The following is a 16,554-nucleotide window of genomic DNA, read 5'->3' as shown; positions in this document are numbered from 1 at the left end:
TCTCACATGTCACCCGCAGACGACCTCGCCGACGTTGTCCTACAGCAGCGATCGAGTCGCGTCTCCCAATTGGCGGTCGAGTCGTCGCGGGGTCCCGGGCGGCCAAGTCCTTTGAGCCTTGCCAACGGCGCCCACATGCCAGCCATACCCAGAACCCCTGGGCCCTCCGATCTTACGAATGACCAGAGCAACCACCCTTGAAAGGTAGGACCCTCATGACAGCAACCGATGTTCGTGAACCCGGCCGGGACCAGAGCACCAGAGCGCTGGTCGCCGGCTGGATCGGCACCACCGTCGAGTACTACGACTTCTCCATCTACGGACTGGCCTCGTCCGTGGTGTTCGCCAAGCTCTTCTTCCCCACCTCGGACCCGGTGACGGGCACTCTGCTCTCGCTGTCGACCTTCGCCATCGGCTTCCTGGCCCGGCCGGTCGGCGCGGTGGTGTTCGGCCACTTCGGCGACCGCCTGGGCCGGAAGTCCACGCTGGTGGCCACATTGGGGCTGATGGGCATCGCCACCTTCGCGGTGGGTCTGCTGCCCACCTACCGTCAGGTGGGGATCGCGGCGCCGGTCCTGCTGATCGTCGCCAGGCTCGCCCAGGGGTTCTCCGTCGGTGGCGAATACGGCGGGGCGGTCCTGATGACCATCGAACACGGTGCGCGTGAGAAACGCGGGTTCCGGGGCTCGCTGATCAATACCGGGACCTCGGCCGGGCTGCTCCTGGCCAACCTCGTCTTCCTCGGGGTGCTCCAGCTTCCGGACGACCAGCTGCACTCATGGGGCTGGCGGGTTCCGTTCCTGCTGAGCGCGGTGCTCGTCGGCGTGGGTCTGTTCGTGCGGCTCGGTCTGGAGGAGAGCCCCGAGTTCGAGGCGGTCAAGGCGCGGAACGCGGTGGACCGGCTGCCCGTGGTCGAGGTGTTCCGCGAGTGCGGTGGGCGGGTCGTGCTGATGGCCGCCGCCATTCTGAGTGCCGGGGTGGCCTTCACACTGGCGACCGTCTACAGCCTGGAGTACGCCCGCACCGGGCTGCACCTGGACAAGGACGCCATGATCGCCGTGCTGCTGCCGGCCACCCTCGTCATCATCGTCTGCGTGCCGCTCGCCGGAAAGCTGGCGGACCGGTTCGGAAACCGCAGGGTCTTCATCGCCGGGGCCGCCTCGCTGATCGTGCTGCCGTTCGTCTGGCTGGCGCTGCTCCAGACGCGGAGTTACGGGCTGATGCTGCTGGGCTTCACCCTGCTGTTCATCGGCTACTCCGCCAACTACGGCGTGGTCCCGGCGTACTTCTCACAGGTCTTCCCGGCGCGGCTGAGGTTCACCGGCATGTCGATCGGCTTCACCGTCGGGCTGATCGCCGGGAACGCGTTCTCTCCCGACATCGCCACCTATCTGCTGCACACCACCGGCGGATGGGTGGGCATCGCGGTGTACATGGCCGCGATGTCGGCCGTCTCGGTGGTGGCGGGCCTGTTCCTGCGGGAAGCGGACGACACCGAGGAGTCACCGCGCCTTCCGGCTCCGCAGGTGGCCGACAGCGATACCGCGCAGGTGGGTTGAGCCTGCGTCGTGCCGTACCAAGCACTCACACCAACCCCTCAGGAGGAGAGCGTGAACGAGAAGAGCGGGATACGAGTCGGTGTCCGCATACCGCCGTGCGACCGGGTGGACCGGCTGGCCGGGACCGCCCGGCGCGCGGAGGAACTGGGCTTCGACCAGGTGTGGTTCCCCGACTCCCAGCTGCTGTGGCGGGATGTGTTCATGGCCCTGACCGCCGCCGCGCTGGGCACGGAACGGATCGGTCTGGGCAGCGCGGTCACCAACCTCGTCACCCGGCACCCGGCCGTCGTCGCCTCGGCCGCGCGCAGCGTCGCCGAGCTGGCCCCCGGCCGGTTCACCCTCGGCCTCGGCGTGGGCAACAGCTCGGTCGGCCCCATCGGCATGCGCTCCAGTACGGGGGCCGAGCTGCGCGCCGGGATCGCCACCCTGCGGGCGCTTCTCCAGGGGCAGGAGTGTGACTTCAACGGCGTACGGTCCCGGCTCCGGGACCCGGATCCGGACGTACCGCTCCACGTGGCCGCCAGCGGCCCCCGGAATCTGCGGCTCGCCGGGGAGATCGCCGATGGTGTCATCCTGCTCAGCGGTGTCTCGCGGACGACGCTCGCCAGTGCCACCGCCCGGGTGCGGGAGGGCGCCGGGGCCGCGGGGCGCACCACGGAGGCGATCCCGCTGACCGTCTCGGCGTTCTGCGCGGTGACCGACGACGTGGCGGCCGATGCCCGGCTGCTCAAGCCGATCTGCGCGTCGATCGCCCAGAACGGCGGAGCGCCCTTCCTCGCCCTGGCCGGGATCGAACTGGACGTCCCGGCGCGGGTGGAGGGGGTCTATCCGGACCTCGTCCACGCCGAGGACTGGGACGCGGCCGTCGAGATCTGCTCGGCCTGGGTGAGCGACGAGACGGCCCTGCGTTTCGCCCAGGAGTTCTGCCTCTTCGGAACCGCCAAGGAGATCGCCGAACGGCTCATCGCGCTGCACGCCGACGGGGTGACCGATGTGTTCCTCCAGCACGTCGGTTCCTACGATCCGCCCACCGAGCTGATCGAGAGCGTCGGCTCCGCGGTGCTGCCCGCCCTGCGGCCGGACGTCAGCCGGTGAGCGTACCGGAGCCGGAACCGCCGTCGGACGCGACGATCAGGTTGAGCACGGTGATGTGCTGACCGCAGTTCGGGCACTCATGGCCGGTGCTGAGCGGGGGCACCGGCGCCGCCTGCGACCGGTGGTGCGGCCGGTCCGCGGTGTCCGCGGTGGCCGTGCCGCGGCGGTGGGCCCGCCACCACCGGGTCTTGCATCTGGAGCCGCAGAACCTGCGCGTCGGGTTCCTGCTGGTCCAGGTGAACTCGGCGCCGCATTCGGCACACCGCCGGGCTGCGGTGTCCATGTAGCCTCCTCTGCCGGCTCGCGGTGAGACTGATTCCGCGTCCATCCGCCCAGTAGATCGGTGCGTGGGTTTCGGAACCGTAACGCCCTCCGCCGTTGCCCGTGTGTCACGTGGTTCTCGGCCGGTGGAAACCGGCCAGGTGCGATGAAACCTCGCCGAAACCCCCCGCTGTGGAGGATGAGGCCGCCGAAGACGAGGGCAGGTGAGGTGTGCACGATGTCCATCCCCGCGAACGGGCGGACGACCACCCGGCGAACGGGATTGTCACTCCCTCCCGATCTGCCGCTGTCCGAGTGGCGCCACCTCGGCCAGCAGATCCACGTCATCGCCGACTCCTCCACGTGGTGGCTGGGCGATTGGCTCATCTTCGGCCAGGAGCACTACCCCGACCGCTACCGCCAGGCGCTGAAGCAGACCTCGCTCGACTATCAGACGCTGCGCAACTACGCCTGGGTGGCACGCAAGTTCGAGCCGGGCAGGCGGCGGGGCAAGCTGAGCTTTCAGCACCACGCGGAAGTGGCCGCCCTCCCCGAGGCCGAGCAGGACGAGTGGCTGACCCGGGCCGAGGAGGGCGGCTGGACCCGCAATGCGTTACGCCGGCAGATACGGATGCGGCGTCAGTCGCCGGAAGCCGCACAGGAGCCGGGCGTTGTACAGGTGAACGTGGTCGCCGAGCGCAGAATCCGCTGGGAGCGCGCGGCGGAGATCGCCGGTCTCGGGCTTATGGATTGGATCGTTCAAATGCTGGACGAGGCGGCCGACGACCCGGTCCCGCATATTCCCGGACCCGCCGCCGACCCGCCTGCCCTGGGGGCGTAAACAGCGCTCCGTAGAACCTCTAGCCAATGCTTTCTGTCCCGCCGGCGGGACGCCGCATGGATTCCCGAGCGACATTCTCGCGATTCCCCCGATTTGGCGTTCCCGCATGCCCCATGAAAGCATTTCATGCACCCTCCAGGGCTCCGGGAACGAACGCGAAAGGCCAGGTGAGTGGCTGAACGGAGCCGCATTCACCTCATGTGACGCGTATCGTCCCGCTGGTATCAGTGAGCACGTACAGAACGCCATGGCTCCCGCTGGTGATCGCCCGATCCGAAACCATGAGTTCTAGTTGAGTAACCGCGGCGCGCCGCGCGCGGATACGGGGTGTCAAACCGCCTGACCGCTGTTAGAGTCTGCGTCGAAAGATTGAACGGCCTTTCGCGATTTCGCGAAGTGGGGCAACGGGGGGTGGTCGATATTGATCGGCCACGATCGGCGATCTTCGAAGTGGTGTGCAAAGTGTGCCTGCCGCCCCCCGGATAGAAATTCCTTTCGAGGCGAGCTCGCCTTGGAGCGGGGGGTTGGCGATGTTCGAGCAGCAACTTGAGGAAGTGGTCGTCGAAGTCGACATCGCGTCGATTTCGACGGCGGAGTCACCGCGGAGTTCAGGGGAGGACCCGGAGCACATCCAAGCGCTGGCGGAGACGGAAGTCACCTTACCGCCCATCATCGTTCACCGGTCCACGATGCGGGTGGTCGACGGTGCCCACCGGCTACGGGCCGCGGAGCTCCGCGGCGCCGAGAAGATCAGCGTCAAGTTCTTCGACGGCAGCAAGGCCGACGCGTTCGTCCTGGCCGTCGGCTCCAACATCACCCATGGCCTGCCGCTGTCGATGGCGGACCGGAAGTCCGCGGCCGCGCGCATCATCGTGTCGCACCCCCAGTGGTCGGACCGCATGATCGCGTCGGTCTCCGGTATCTCGGCGGGTACCGTCGCGGAGATCCGGCGTCGGACATCGGCCGAGGAGACGGCCAGTGGCAGCCGGATCGGCCAGGACGGCCGGGTCCGTCCCATCAACAGCGCCGCCGGGCGCGAACTGGCGAGCAGGCTGATCACGGCGAACCCAGGTCTGTCGCTGCGCCAGATCGCCCGGGCCGCGGGCATCTCCCCGGAGACCGCACGGGACGTCAGGAACCGTATGAGCAGGGGCGAGGACCCCCTTCCGAAGGCGCGCGGCACGGCGAAGGCCGGGGGCCGGCGGACCGAGGCGCTGAGCCGGTCCACGGCGGGCGCGGCCACCGCCGAGGTGGTCCCGATGGCCGACCGCCTCGCGGCCGTGCACCGCCTCACCTCGGACCCCGCCCTGCGGTTCAACGAAACGGGCCGCAGGCTGCTCCGGCTGCTCAACATCAACATGCTCAGCGCGGAGGAGTGGCAGGAGATCATCGCGAACGTGCCGCCGCACTGCAGCGGCATCGTCGCCAGCCTCGCCCGTGAATGCGCGGGGATGTGGGACGAGATCGCGGTGCGGGTGGACCTCCAGCTCGCCTAGCACTCCAGCGGCGTTTCGCTATCCGGCCTGGTCAGCGACATCGGTGGGGGCGTAGTTGGCCGGTGGCGCGTCGGGGGCGGTCCTTCCGGGCCGCCCCTCGGCCGTCGGGCACGGTTCAGGCCCGACGGCGGTGTCCCCGTGCAGCTCACTGGTGAGGCGGGTGCCGATGCGCCGTGCGAGCGAGGGAGCCAGGAGGATGATGGCGACGCCGGTCAGGCACCAGGCCGCGGAATCACGCCGAATCCGGCGAGGGCGTAGACCACCAGGACGCACAGCACTCCGATGGTCGCGTACCAGTAGTAGGTGTCGAACGCGGAGGTGCCCACGCCGTACATGACCAGGGTGAAGGTGATTCCCACACCGCCGCACAGCCACAGGGCCCTGGTGGGGGCGCCGGTGCCGGGATCGGACCGGCTGAGCGCCGGCGGACCGAAGCCGTCGCGTGCCAGGGCGAACACCATGCGGGACGCCGCGGCGGAGGAGGACGGCGCGGCGGCGAAGGCGGAGGCCACCGCGGTGAAGGCGACGACGAGCGAGAACCAGGTGCCCATGTAGCTGTCGGAGAGCGTCACCAGCGCTGACTCCGTACCGGCGAACTCGCTCACCCCCTTGTCGTCGGTGCCGAAGCCGATGGTCTGGACGAACATCATCAGGATGTAGAGAACACCGGTGAGCAACACACTGCCCGCCAGGGCACGCGGGATGTTGCGCCGGGGGTCGTCGGTCTCCTCGCCCAGGGACGCGCATGCCTCGAACCCGGCCCAGGACAGAAAGGCGAAGACCGTCGCGGTCATCACGGCGCCGTAGGTGGCGGCGCCGGGTGTGACACCGACAGGTCGAACGACTGGTGGCGAGGGGCCCGTGGACGTCACACCGAGGGCGTGCAGGAACGCGTGGGCGAAGACACCCGTCGCGGCGAGGGTGCAGACGAGGAAGGCCTGGTTCGCACCGTGTGCTTCTTCCCGTCGACGGTGATCCGGCCGTGCTTGCCGGGGAATCGGGCCCCCAGGTGTAGACGGCGTCTCCGGAGGTGTGGGCGAGGGCGGAGGAGGTGGTGCCGTCGTACACCGTCGAGGGCGGTCAGCCGGCAGCCACCCCCTGCTCGGGCTCGGTGCCACCGCGATCGTCGCGGCGAGTGACTACATGGCGCTCGGCGCCATCCGCGGGGTGCGGCGCCAGGGCTGCTCGGTGCCCGAGGACATCTCGGTGGTGGGGTACGACGGAACGATGATCACCGAGTTCGTGGACCCTCCGCTCACCACGGTGCGTCAGCCCGCCGACCGGCTCGCGCTGGAAGTCGGCCGTACGGTGCTGGCCCTGGTCAGCAATCGGGATGTGCCCACCGGTGAGCTGCTGTTCGACCCCGAGCTGGTGATCCGCGCCAGTACGGGTCCGGCTCCCTCCCGACCGCGGCCACCCCGCCCGGGCCCGTCCAACCAGCGGGGATCCCTGGTTGGACACTCCCGCCGAACCCATATGCCGACACGGCGATCCGGCCAGGGCGAGGGGCCCGTCCTGGCCGGATTCGCATCGCCCGATGCCGCTCACCGTACGGTGCGCAGGCTCCCGGCCTCGGTGACATCGGCGCAGCCCGCCAGCCCCAGCGATATGCGCAGCTCGGTGGCCAGCAGCTCGAACACCCGCCGCACACCCGCCTCACCGGCCGCGGCCAGACCCCAGATCACCGGCCGTCCCACCAGCACCCCGGCCGCGCCGAGGGCCAGGGCCCTGAGGACGTCCGTACCGCTGCGGACGCCGCCGTCGAGCAGCAGCTCGCAGCGGCCGTCGAGCACGGGCGCCAGATCGGCCAGCGCGTCCAATCCCGGCACGGCGCCGTCGAGCTGACGGCCGCCGTGGTTGGAGACGACCAGCGCGTCGACGCCGGACTCGGCGGCGCGCAGCGCGTCCTCGCGTGCCAGGACGCCCTTGAGCACCAGCGGCAGCCGCGTGTGTTCCCGGAGCCGGTCCACCGTGGCCCAGGTCAGCGCCGGGGAGAACGCCTCGCTGGTGTGCGCGGCCACGGCCGAGGCACCGGCGGGCCGGATGTGTGCCGTTCCGCCCGCGTCGATGTTGGCGGCCCGCACCTCGGCCGGGAGCGTGAACCGATTGCGGATGTCCCGCAGCCGGCGGCCCATCCACGGCACGTCCACGGTGAGCATGAGCGCCTCACAGCCCGCGTCCTCCGCCCGGCGGGCGAGCTCCAGCGTCCGGGCCCCGTCGCGCAGCCAGTACAGCTGGAACCAGACCGCCCCGCCGACCGCGGTGATCTCCTCGATCGGCACACTGCTCAGCGTGGAGACCGCGAACGGCACCCCCGCGGTCTTCGCCGCCCGGGCGGTGGCCAGCTCACCGTCCTCGCTCACCAGCCGGTGATACGCCACCGGGGCCACCGCCAGCGGCAGCGCCGCCGGGCGGCCGAGCAGCGTGGCGTCCGTCGTGCACCGCGAGACGTCCCGCAGCACCCGGGGCACGAGGAAGGTACGGTCGAACGCCGCGCGGTTGGCGGCCAGCGTCAGCTCGTCACCGCTGCCGCCCGCCACGAAGTCCCGGACGCCGGGCGGCAGGACGGCAGCGGCGGCGCGCTCGAGGTCGGCCAGGCACTCGACACCGTCGACGGCGTCAGCGTCGGCCCCGGCCGCGTCCGCCCCGGCCGTACCGCGAACGGTGCGGTCAGCGCCGGAAGTCACGCTGCCCGGTCCTCTCCAGCTCCACGGCCTCGTACAGCGCCTTGATGTTCGCGCTGCCGAAGGTCTGGGCGCCCTGCCGCTCGATGACCTCGTAGAAGAGGGTGTGCCGCGGGTGGGTGGAGGCCGTGAAGATCTGGAACAGCTGCCCGTCGTGGTCCTCGTCCGCGAGCACCCCGGTGGCGCGCAGATCGGCCAGGCGCCGCGGGCTGAGGTCGATCCGCTCACCCAGCAGGTCGTAGTAGGCGTCGGGCGTGGTGAGAAAGGTGACGCCACGGTCGGACAGGGCGCGCACGGACCCGACGGCGTCGTGCGAGGAGAAGGCCAGGTGCTGCACGCCCGAGCCCTGGTGGCTCTTCAGGAACTCGTCGATCTGCCCCGGCAGGGCCGTGTCGTCGGGCTCGATGAGCGTGAGCGTGACGGTGCCGGACGGGCTCTGTACGACCTTCGAGTGCATCGCCTGGGCGCCCACGACGATGTGCTCCGCGAAGACGTCCCGGAAGCCCAGTGCCTGCTTGTAGTACGCGACGGCCGGGCCGAGGCCGCCGGTGCCGAGACAGACCGCGATGTGGTCGATGCCGAGCAGACCCACCTCGGCCGGACCCACCTCGCCGCCCGGCCCGTCGGGCCGCTCCTGGCCGTCCGCCGGGACGAAACCCGCGGGCAGCCCGGGGCCCGCGTCCGGCGCGCGCTGGACCAGGGTGTGGACCACGTCCCCGAAGCCGTGCACCGCGGCGGTGACGGACGGGCCGTCACCGGTGTGCCGGGCCGGTTGCCGGTGGACACCGGCGCCGTTCGCCACCGCCGCCTCGAAGGCCGCCCGCACATCGGCGGTGCGCAGCGCGATGTCCGCCACGCCATCGCCGTGGCTGAGTACATACGCCGAGGCGGGGTGGCGGTCGGAGGTCGCCTGGGTGAGCACCAGCGTGATCTCCCCGTGCCGCAGCGCCAGGCTGCGGTGGTCCGCGGAACCGCCGCTGCCGACGATGGCGAACGCATACCGGTCGACCCACTGGAACGCGCTCGAATCCAGGTTCTCCACATACAACTCGACATAGTCGATGGCGAGATCCGCGAGCGGCTCCGCGGCTTTTGATGAATTCCTCATGAAGGCCCCCATGTGCGGAAGAAAACCGAGCCCGCAGAACTCTAGGCGGCGATAAGCGCGTCCAGCCATCGGCGCCATTCCGGCGGTTAACGGAACTCGTGGACGCCGGGCCTCCTCCATAAGCTGTGCCGTGTTTTGTGTTTCCGGGTCGCGGTCCTCCTGGACGGGTGATGTCTTGTGATGCAGACGATGGCTGTCATCGGCACCGGCCTCATCGGTACGTCGGTCGCGCTCGCCGCCGCGGGGCAGGGCGTGTCGGTGTATCTCTCCGACCGGGACCGGGCCGCCGCCAGGACCGCCGCCGCACTCGGCGCGGGACGGGCGGAGGACCCGCCGGGGCCGGTCGACCTGGCCGTGCTCGCGGTGCCGCCGAGCCGGATCGCCGAGGTGCTGATCGCGGCCCAGGAACGCGGTCTGGCCCGCGCCTACACCGATGTGGCGAGCGTGAAGGCCGGCCCGGAGCGCGCCGTGCTCGCCCGTGCCCCCGAGCCCTCCCGCTACGTCGGCGGCCATCCGCTGGCCGGCCGGGAGCGATCGGGGCCGCTGGCGGCGCGGGCCGAGCTGTTCCGGGGGCGGCCCTGGGCGCTGACGCCGCACCGGCTGACCTCGCGCGCCGCCCTCGACCGTGGCCTGGAGCTCGCGGAGTTGTGCGGCGCCGCCCCGGTGGTCATGCGCGGCCGGGAGCATGACGAGGTGGTGGCGCTCACCTCGCACGTACCGCATCTGCTGGCCAGCGTGATGGCCGCCCGGCTGCGCGACGGCCCGGCCGGGGTGCCGCTGCTGGCCGGTCAGGGGCTGCGCGATGTGACCCGGATCGCCGCCGGGGACCCCCGGCTGTGGAGCGACATCCTGCGGTCCAACGCGTCAGCCATGGCCGGGGTGGTGAAGGAGCTGCGGGCCGATCTGGCCCGGGTGGCGGCGGCGCTCGACGTGCTCGCCGAGGGGGACGGGTTCGCCCGGGGAGGTGGGTTCGCCGAGGAGGACGGGTTCGCCGAGGACCACGGCGGAGGCCATGACCAGGGCGTACGGACCCTGGAGGACCTGCTGGCCCGGGGCGTGGCCGGGCTCGCCGGGCTGCCGCGCCCTGGCGCCGGCCCGCCCGTGGCCGAGGCGGGCCTGCGGATCCTGGTTCCGGACCGTCCGGGGGAGCTGGCCCGGCTGCTGGGAGCCGTCGCGGCGCTCGGCATCGCCGTGGACGACGTCGCGGTGGAGGCCGCGGAGGAGAGCGGGCTGCGGGTGCGCGTGCCCGTTCCCACGGCCGACGCCGAGCGGATCGGGGCCAAGCTGGGCGCCGACGGATGGGACCGGGCCCCGGCTGAATCGATGCCCGTGGGATAGCGCCGCACAAGGCTGTCGACAAGCCCGTCCAAGTGCGCGGTTCGAGCAATTGGACGGCGTTGTCGAAAGGCCGACGGGCGTGTGATGCTGAAGCATCCGAGCCGCCCTCATACAGCCGCTCTCATTCATTTGCCGCCCGGGGGAATTCATGGCAGGAACCACCGTCGCCGCGCAGACCCGTCAACGGGAATACCTCGAAATGGCACAGCTGCACGGCAGCGTTTCCGAGCCGGTGCTGGACACGATGAACTTCCTCAACGAGGTGACCCATCGCTATCCGGACGCGATTTCCTTCGCCCCGGGCCGGCCGTACGACGGCTTCTTCGACACCGAGCAGGTCTTCACCCACATCCGCCGCTATCTGGACCACCTGGCGGAGCAGGGGAGTTCACCGGCGGACATCCGCACCGCGCTGTACCAGTACGGGCCGACCGCCGGTCAGATCCGGCAGATCATCGCCGACTCGCTGCGCGCGGACGAGGACACCGATGTGCCGGCCGAGTCCATCGTGGTGACCGTCGGCGCCCAGGAGGCGATGCTGCTGGTGCTGCGCGCGCTCTTCGCGGGCCCCGACGACGTCCTGCTGGTCTCCAGCCCCTGCTATGTGGGGATCACCGGCGCGGCCCGGCTGCTGGATGTGGCCGTGCGCCCGGTGGAGGAGCGCGAGGACGGGTTCCACGCCGCCGATCTGGAGGCCGCGGTGCTGGCGGAGCGGGCGCGCGGCCGCCGCCCCCGCGCGTTCTACGTGGTGCCGGACCACTCCAACCCGTCCGGGAACACGATGGGCCCGAAGGCCCGGGAGGAGCTGCTGGAGCTCGCCGAGCGCCATGACTTCCTGGTGCTGGAGGACAGCCCGTACCGGCAGGTGAGCCCCGGCACCCCGCTGCCGACGCTGAAGTCCCGGGACCGGGCCCGCCGCGTGGTGCACCTGGGCTCGTACTCCAAGACGGTCTTCCCCGGCGCCCGGGTCGGGTTCGTCGTGGCCGACCAGCGGGTCCGGGACGCCATGGGCGGTGAGCGGCTGTTTGCGGACGAACTGGCCAAGATCAAGAGCATGGTGACGGTCAACACCTCGTCGCTGAGCCAGGCCGCCGTGGCGGGCGCGCTGCTCGGCGCCCGGGGCCGGCTGTCGGAGCTGAACGCCGAGGCGGCCGCGTACTACGGCGAGGCGATGCGGGAGGTGCTGCGGCGGCTGAACGCCCGGCTGCCCGCCGCCCGCCGGGAGGCCCTCGGGGTGCGCTGGAACGAGCCCAGCGGTGGCTTCTTCCTCACCATGCGGGTCCCGTTCCGGGTGGACAACACCGTACTGACCACCTCCGCACAGGACTTCGGCGTGATCTGGACGCCGATGGCGCACTTCTACCCCGGCACCGGCGGCCACCACGGCATCCGACTGTCCATCAGCTATCTGACGCCCGCCGAGATCGACGAGGGCACGGCGAGGCTCGCGCGCTTCATCGAGGCGCACAGCGCCTCGCACCACAACACCAGCGGATCCCAGTGAGAAAGGTGAGGCAACGTGTCCGGACTGAGTCGCAGTCGCCGCCCCCGGAGCAAGCCGCGTATGTGGGGGTGGACCTTCCGATGAACCTGGCAGCCGAGTTACGGCCCCGCGCCCTCGGCGTGGGCACGGCGGTGACATCCACGTCGTACACCCAGCAGGAGGTGCTCGACGCCTTCGAGATCACCGACCCCAAGATCCGTTCGGTCTTCCTCAACAGCGCCATCGACCGCCGCCATCTGACGCTCCCGCCACCGGACGGCAAGGGTGGTCGCGTCCCCGAACCGCAGGGCGATCTGCTCGACAAGCACAAGGCCAAGGCCATCGAGATGGGCGCCGAGGCGCTGCGCGCCTGCCTCAAGCGGGCCGGTGCCGAGCTGGCCGAGCTGCGCCACCTGTGCTGTGTGACCTCCACCGGACTGCTCACCCCGGGGCTGAGCGCCCTGCTCATCAAGGAGCTCGGCATCGACCGGCACTGCAGCCGCTCCGACATCGTGGGCATGGGCTGCAACGCCGGGCTGAACGCCCTGGGCGTGGTCGCGGGCTGGGCCGCCGCCCACCCCGGCGAACTCGCCGTCGTGCTCTGCGCCGAAGCCTGCTCCGCCGCGTACGCGATCGACTCCACGATGCGCACCGCCGTCGTGAACAGCCTCTTCGGGGACGGCGCGAGCGCGATCGCGCTCCGCTCAGGACCGGACGGCGTGGCCGACCCCGAGGGGCCGCGCATCCTCAAGTTCGCCAGCTGCATCATCCCGGACGCATCCGACGCGATGCGCTACGACTGGGACCGCGAGCAGGGGCGCTTCAGCTTCTACCTGGATCCGCAGATCCCCTATGTGGTCGGGGCCCACGCCGAACTGGTCGTGGACCGGCTGCTGGCGGACACCGGGCTGCGCCGCAGCGACATCTCCCACTGGCTGGTGCACTCGGGCGGCAAGAAGGTCATCGACGCCGTCGTCGTCAACCTGGGGCTCACCCGGCACGACGTCCGGCACACCGTCGGTGTGCTGCGGGACTACGGCAACGTGTCCAGCGGCTCGTTCCTGTTCTCCTACGAACGGCTCCTGGACGAGGGAGTCGCCGAACCGGGTGAGTACGGCGTGCTGATGACCATGGGGCCCGGCTCCACGATCGAGACGGCGCTGGTCCAGTGGTGAGCGCGGAGGGTGGCATGGAAGAACTGCTGACCGTGGCGATCGACGGGACCGAGCCGCCGACCGCCGCGACCGTGAACGCCGTACAGGCCGTGTGCGACCAGGCCGAGGACCGCCCCGGCTGCGGGGTCGTCGCCGTACAGGTCGGCGGGGCCCCGGCGGCGGGCTGGACCGGCGGCCTCGATGTGATGCGCGTCAGCAAGTGGGAGCGGACACTGCGCCGCCTGGAGCGGCTGCCCCGCGCCACCGTCGCGGTGGCCTCGGGCGACTGCGGCGGCGCGGCCCTGGACGCCTTCCTCGCCTGCGACGTCCGGGTGGTCACCCCGGGCACCCGGCTGCTCGTCCACGGCGACTCCACGGCGACCTGGCCCGGTATGGCCGGCTACCGGCTCGTCCAGCTGGCCGGACCCGCGCGGGTCCGCCGGGCGCTGCTGTTCGGCGTGCCCATCGAGGCTCCCGAGGCGGTCGCCCTCGGGGTGGCCGACGAGCTGGCCGACGACCCGGCCGGTGCGGTCGCGGCCGCCGCCGGGCTGGTCAGCGGGCTGGCCGGGAAGGAGGTCGCGATCCGCCGACAGCTGCTCTTCGACGCCGCGACGACCAGCTTCGAGGACGCCCTCGGCCCCCATCTGGCCGCCTGCGACCGGGCGTTGCGGCCGCCCGTGGTGGAGGCGTCATGACCGTCCCGCTCTGGCCGGAGCTGCGGCAGGCGGCACACCGCGTCGACGAACTGGTGGCGGAACTGCCCGACCCCGGCGCCCGGGGACCGGAGGAGCGGGCCGAGCTGGCCGCGGCCAAGGACACCGCCCGGGCGATGCGGACGCGCTATCTGCACACCCACGCCGACGCCGTGTACGACCACCTCACCAGCGGCGGCGCCGACGAGCTCCGCATCGCCGAACTCGTCGGCGCCGCCGCGGCCGCCTTCCCCGCGCTGCTGCCCACGGCCGGACAGCTCGCGGCCGACCGCGCCCGGCGGCAGGCGGACAAGGAGGGATACGAGATTGATCAGGGCATCTTCCTGCGCGCCGTGCTGGGCTCGCCCCGGTCCGGGCCGCATCTGCTCGACGCGATGCTGCGGCCGACACCGCGGGCGCTGCGGCTGCTGCCGGAGTTCACCAGGACCGGCGTCCTCGAGACGACGTCGGTGCGGATGGAGCGGCGCGACGGCGCGGCCTATCTGACGATGTGCCGGGACGACTGCCTGAACGCCGAGGACGAGCAGCAGGTCGAGGACATGGAGACCGCCGTCGACCTCGCGCTGCTCGACCCGGAGGTGCGGGTCGGGGTGGTGCGCGGCGGCCCGATGAGCCATCCCCGCTATCGGGGCCGAAGGGTGTTCAGCGCGGGCATCAACCTCAAGAGCCTGCACGCCGGGGCCATTTCGCTGGTCGGCTTTCTGCTCCGCCGCGAGCTGGGCTATCTCCACAAGCTGGTCAGGGGAGTGCGCACCGACACCGCGCCCTGGCACTCTCCGACGGTCGAAAAGCCGTGGGTGGCGGCCGTCGAGACGTTCGCCATCGGCGGCGGCACCCAGCTGCTGCTCGTCTTCGACCATGTGCTCGCCGCGTCGGACGCCTATCTCAGCCTGCCCGCGGCCCGGGAGGGCATCGTGCCGGGGGCCGCGAACTTCCGGCTCGGCCGGCACACCGGACCGAGGATCTCCCGGCAGGTCATCCTGGGGGGCCGCCGGATCCGGGCCACCGAACCCGACGCCCGGCTGCTGATCGACGAGGTCGTCGAGCCGGAGGAGATGGACACGGCCGTGGCCGGTGCGGTGGAGCGGCTCGGCGGCCCGGCGGTCGTGCCCAACCGGCGGATGCTGGGCGGGGCCGAGGAGCCGGTCGGGGAGTTCCGCCGCTATATGGCCGAGTTCGCGCTGCAGCAGGCGCTGCGCCTGTACGGCGAGGACGTCATCGGCAAGGTCGGCCGGTTCGCGGGGCGGGGCGCATGACCGCGGCCGCGCCCCGGCGCGCTGCCGCTACCGCTACCGAGAAGAGCAATGAACGCCAGGAGGGGGAAGCAATGAGCAATGAGGATCGTGAGCAGTACGACGTCGTGGTGGTCGGGGGCGGTCCCGGTGGGTCGACGCTGGCCGCGCTCGTCGCCATGCGGGGCCACCGGGTCCTGATTCTGGAGAAGGAGACGTTTCCGCGGTATCAGATCGGCGAGTCGCTGCTGCCGTCCACGATCCACGGCGTCTGCCGGATGACCGGGGTGGCGGACAAGCTGGCAGCCGCCGGGTTCACCCCGAAGAAGGGCGGCACGTTCCGCTGGGGTGCCAACGCCGAGCCGTGGACGTTCTCCTTCTCGGTGTCCCCGAAGATCGCGGGTGCCACTTCGCACGCGTACCAGGTCGAGCGCTCGAAGTTCGACAACATCCTGCTGGAACACGCGGTGGAGAAGGGCGCCGAGGTCCGCTTCCGGGTGTCGGTCACCGATGTGATCGAGGACGCCGAACGGGTCACCGGCGTGCGGTACACCGACGCGGACGGCACCGAGCACGAGGTGCGCGCCGCTTACGTCGTGGACGCATCGGGCAACGGCAGCCGGCTGCACAAGCGGGTGGGCGGCACCCGGGAGTACTCGCAGTTCTTCCGCAGCCTCGCGCTGTTCGGCTACTTCGAGGGCGGCAAGCGGCTGCCCGCCCCCAACTCGGGCAACATCCTGTCCGCGGCGTTCGAGAGCGGCTGGTTCTGGTACATCCCGCTCACCCCCGACCTCACCAGCGTGGGCGCCGTCGTCCGGAGGGAGAACGCCGACAAGATCCAGGGCGATCCGGAGCGGGCCCTGCTGGCGCTCATCGACGAATGCCCGCTCATCAAGGAGTACCTGTCGGACGCCACCCGGGTGACGGACGGCCAGTACGGCCAGCTGCGGGTGCGCAAGGACTACTCGTACCACCAGACCAAGTTCTGGCGGCCCGGCCTCGTGCTCATCGGCGACGCCGCCTGCTTCGTCGACCCGGTCTTCTCCTCCGGCGTCCACCTGGCCACCTACAGCGCCCTGCTGGCGGCCCGCTCGATCAGCAGCAGCCTGGCCGGGATCGTCTCCGAGGAGGCGGCGTTCACCGAGTTCGAGGCCCGCTACCGCCGGGAGTACGGCGTCTTCTACGAGTTCCTGATGTCCTTCTACGACATGCACGTGGACGAGGACTCCTACTTCTGGTCGGCCAAGAAGGTCACTCGCAACCAGCACACCGAGCTGGAGTCGTTCGTCGAGCTGGTGGCGGGCGTGTCGTCCTCGGAGTTCGACCTCGACGGGGCCGAGTCGGCCGCGCTGCGCATGAAGTCCAAGTCGGCCGAGTTCGTCTCCGCCATCGACGAGATGTCCGCCGACGCGGAGGGGAACATGACGCCGCTGTTCCGCTCCTCCGCGGTGCGCCAGGCGATGCAGGAGGGCGCGCAGGTGCAGAGCCGGGCCTTCCTCGGCGAGGACCTCGGCCCCGATGTGCCGATGTTCCCCGGCGGGCTCATCACTTCCGACGACGGCATGCTCTGGCAGCCGGGGCCGGCCTGAC

General features: G+C 71.1%; 14 protein-coding genes and 1 pseudogene. 11 read left to right on the top strand and 4 right to left on the bottom strand.

Translation table 11 applies throughout. The annotated features are described in order from the left end of the window. Window positions 1-215: 215 nt before the first annotated feature. Both LIV37_RS09295 and LIV37_RS09290 read left to right on the top strand, forming a co-directional pair. Window positions 216-1,559 carry an MFS transporter gene (locus LIV37_RS09295; RefSeq protein ID WP_020866855.1) on the top strand — a complete coding sequence of 448 codons (1,344 nt, stop codon included), beginning with the start codon at window positions 216-218 and terminating at the stop codon, window positions 1,557-1,559. A 51-nt stretch (window positions 1,560-1,610) separates the two neighbouring features. Continuing rightward, a complete protein-coding gene (locus LIV37_RS09290; RefSeq protein WP_020866854.1) occupies window positions 1,611-2,654 on the top strand; it encodes an LLM class flavin-dependent oxidoreductase in 1,044 nt (347 codons plus the stop codon). Here the strand turns inward: LIV37_RS09290 and LIV37_RS09285 are convergent. Continuing rightward, entirely contained in the window at window positions 2,644-2,937 is a 294-nt protein-coding gene (locus LIV37_RS09285; RefSeq protein ID WP_020866853.1) for a DNA gyrase inhibitor YacG, read from the bottom strand. The two genes, LIV37_RS09290 and LIV37_RS09285, sit on opposite strands and share 11 nt — an antisense overlap. Window positions 2,938-3,153: 216 nt before the next feature. Here LIV37_RS09285 and LIV37_RS09280 point away from each other — a divergent pair, with 216 nt between their 5' ends. Next, window positions 3,154-3,756 (top strand): LmbU family transcriptional regulator, encoded by a 603-nt coding sequence (locus LIV37_RS09280; protein WP_020866852.1) that lies wholly within the window; start codon window positions 3,154-3,156, stop codon window positions 3,754-3,756. Window positions 3,757-4,286: 530 nt separating this feature from the next. Next, window positions 4,287-5,252, top strand: a complete 966-nt coding sequence (locus LIV37_RS09275) for a ParB/RepB/Spo0J family partition protein (protein ID WP_020866851.1) — start codon at window positions 4,287-4,289, stop codon at window positions 5,250-5,252. A 212-nt stretch (window positions 5,253-5,464) separates the two neighbouring features. Here LIV37_RS09275 and LIV37_RS09270 read toward each other — a convergent pair whose 3' ends face one another. After that, on the bottom strand, window positions 5,465-6,046 hold the full coding sequence (locus LIV37_RS09270; RefSeq protein WP_020866850.1) for an APC family permease: 582 nt from the start codon (window positions 6,044-6,046) through the stop codon (window positions 5,465-5,467). 349 nt (window positions 6,047-6,395) lie between these two features. Between LIV37_RS09270 and LIV37_RS09265 the strand changes: the two are divergent. Beyond that, window positions 6,396-6,581: pseudogene (locus LIV37_RS09265) on the top strand (substrate-binding domain-containing protein); the annotation flags it as partial. Window positions 6,582-6,796: 215 nt separating this feature from the next. Here the strand turns inward: LIV37_RS09265 and LIV37_RS09260 are convergent. Both LIV37_RS09260 and hppD read right to left on the bottom strand, forming a co-directional pair. Beyond that, window positions 6,797-7,939, bottom strand: coding sequence for an alpha-hydroxy acid oxidase (locus LIV37_RS09260; protein WP_020866848.1), 1,143 nt, complete (start codon window positions 7,937-7,939; stop codon window positions 6,797-6,799). Then, window positions 7,923-9,044, bottom strand: a complete 1,122-nt coding sequence (hppD, locus tag LIV37_RS09255; RefSeq protein ID WP_121826144.1) for a 4-hydroxyphenylpyruvate dioxygenase — start codon at window positions 9,042-9,044, stop codon at window positions 7,923-7,925. Before hppD ends, LIV37_RS09260 begins: the two co-directional genes overlap by 17 nt. A 180-nt stretch (window positions 9,045-9,224) precedes the next feature. Here hppD and LIV37_RS09250 point away from each other — a divergent pair, with 180 nt between their 5' ends. The 6 genes from LIV37_RS09250 to LIV37_RS09225 all read left to right on the top strand — a co-directional run bounded on the left by LIV37_RS09250 (window position 9,225) and on the right by LIV37_RS09225 (window position 16,553). Next, on the top strand, window positions 9,225-10,382 hold the full coding sequence (locus tag LIV37_RS09250; protein WP_020866846.1) for a prephenate dehydrogenase: 1,158 nt from the start codon (window positions 9,225-9,227) through the stop codon (window positions 10,380-10,382). Between the two features lie 148 nt (window positions 10,383-10,530). Continuing rightward, window positions 10,531-11,886: an aminotransferase-like domain-containing protein gene (locus tag LIV37_RS09245; RefSeq protein WP_243146373.1), complete on the top strand. Its 1,356-nt coding sequence runs from the start codon at window positions 10,531-10,533 to the stop codon at window positions 11,884-11,886. Window positions 11,887-11,966: 80 nt separating this feature from the next. Next, window positions 11,967-13,040, top strand: a complete 1,074-nt coding sequence (gene dpgA, locus LIV37_RS09240) for a 3,5-dihydroxyphenylacetyl-CoA synthase DpgA (RefSeq protein ID WP_020866844.1) — start codon at window positions 11,967-11,969, stop codon at window positions 13,038-13,040. A 14-nt stretch (window positions 13,041-13,054) separates the two neighbouring features. Beyond that, window positions 13,055-13,714 (top strand): enoyl-CoA-hydratase DpgB, encoded by a 660-nt coding sequence (gene dpgB, locus LIV37_RS09235; protein WP_020866843.1) that lies wholly within the window; start codon window positions 13,055-13,057, stop codon window positions 13,712-13,714. Beyond that, window positions 13,711-14,988, top strand: coding sequence for a (3,5-dihydroxyphenyl)acetyl-CoA 1,2-dioxygenase DpgC (gene dpgC / locus LIV37_RS09230; protein ID WP_020866842.1), 1,278 nt, complete (start codon window positions 13,711-13,713; stop codon window positions 14,986-14,988). Before dpgB ends, dpgC begins: the two co-directional genes overlap by 4 nt. Before the next feature lie 71 nt (window positions 14,989-15,059). Further along, complete coding sequence (locus LIV37_RS09225; RefSeq protein WP_020866841.1) at window positions 15,060-16,553, top strand: tryptophan 7-halogenase; 1,494 nt, start codon at window positions 15,060-15,062, stop codon at window positions 16,551-16,553. Window position 16,554: the final 1 nt, after the last annotated feature.

Origin of the sequence: Streptomyces rapamycinicus NRRL 5491, from assembly GCF_024298965.1 — a bacterium.
Taxonomy (GTDB): Bacteria; Actinomycetota; Actinomycetes; order Streptomycetales; family Streptomycetaceae; genus Streptomyces; species Streptomyces rapamycinicus.
This window is presented reverse-complemented; position numbering and strand designations above follow the sequence as displayed.

Coding starts and splice junctions, on each gene's coding strand:
- LIV37_RS09250 (WP_020866846.1), top strand. CDS start 9,225: ATGCAGACGATGGCTGTCATCGGCACCGGCCTCATCGGTACGTCGGTC.
- dpgC (WP_020866842.1), top strand. CDS start 13,711: ATGACCGTCCCGCTCTGGCCGGAGCTGCGGCAGGCGGCACACCGCGTC.
- LIV37_RS09280 (WP_020866852.1), top strand. CDS start 3,154: ATGTCCATCCCCGCGAACGGGCGGACGACCACCCGGCGAACGGGATTG.
- LIV37_RS09245 (WP_243146373.1), top strand. CDS start 10,531: ATGGCAGGAACCACCGTCGCCGCGCAGACCCGTCAACGGGAATACCTC.
- LIV37_RS09225 (WP_020866841.1), top strand. CDS start 15,060: ATGAGCAATGAGGATCGTGAGCAGTACGACGTCGTGGTGGTCGGGGGC.
- LIV37_RS09275 (WP_020866851.1), top strand. CDS start 4,287: ATGTTCGAGCAGCAACTTGAGGAAGTGGTCGTCGAAGTCGACATCGCG.
- dpgA (WP_020866844.1), top strand. CDS start 11,967: ATGAACCTGGCAGCCGAGTTACGGCCCCGCGCCCTCGGCGTGGGCACG.
- LIV37_RS09285 (WP_020866853.1), bottom strand. CDS start 2,937: ATGGACACCGCAGCCCGGCGGTGTGCCGAATGCGGCGCCGAGTTCACC.
- hppD (WP_121826144.1), bottom strand. CDS start 9,044: ATGAGGAATTCATCAAAAGCCGCGGAGCCGCTCGCGGATCTCGCCATC.
- LIV37_RS09270 (WP_020866850.1), bottom strand. CDS start 6,046: ATGACCGCGACGGTCTTCGCCTTTCTGTCCTGGGCCGGGTTCGAGGCA.
- LIV37_RS09295 (WP_020866855.1), top strand. CDS start 216: ATGACAGCAACCGATGTTCGTGAACCCGGCCGGGACCAGAGCACCAGA.
- dpgB (WP_020866843.1), top strand. CDS start 13,055: ATGGAAGAACTGCTGACCGTGGCGATCGACGGGACCGAGCCGCCGACC.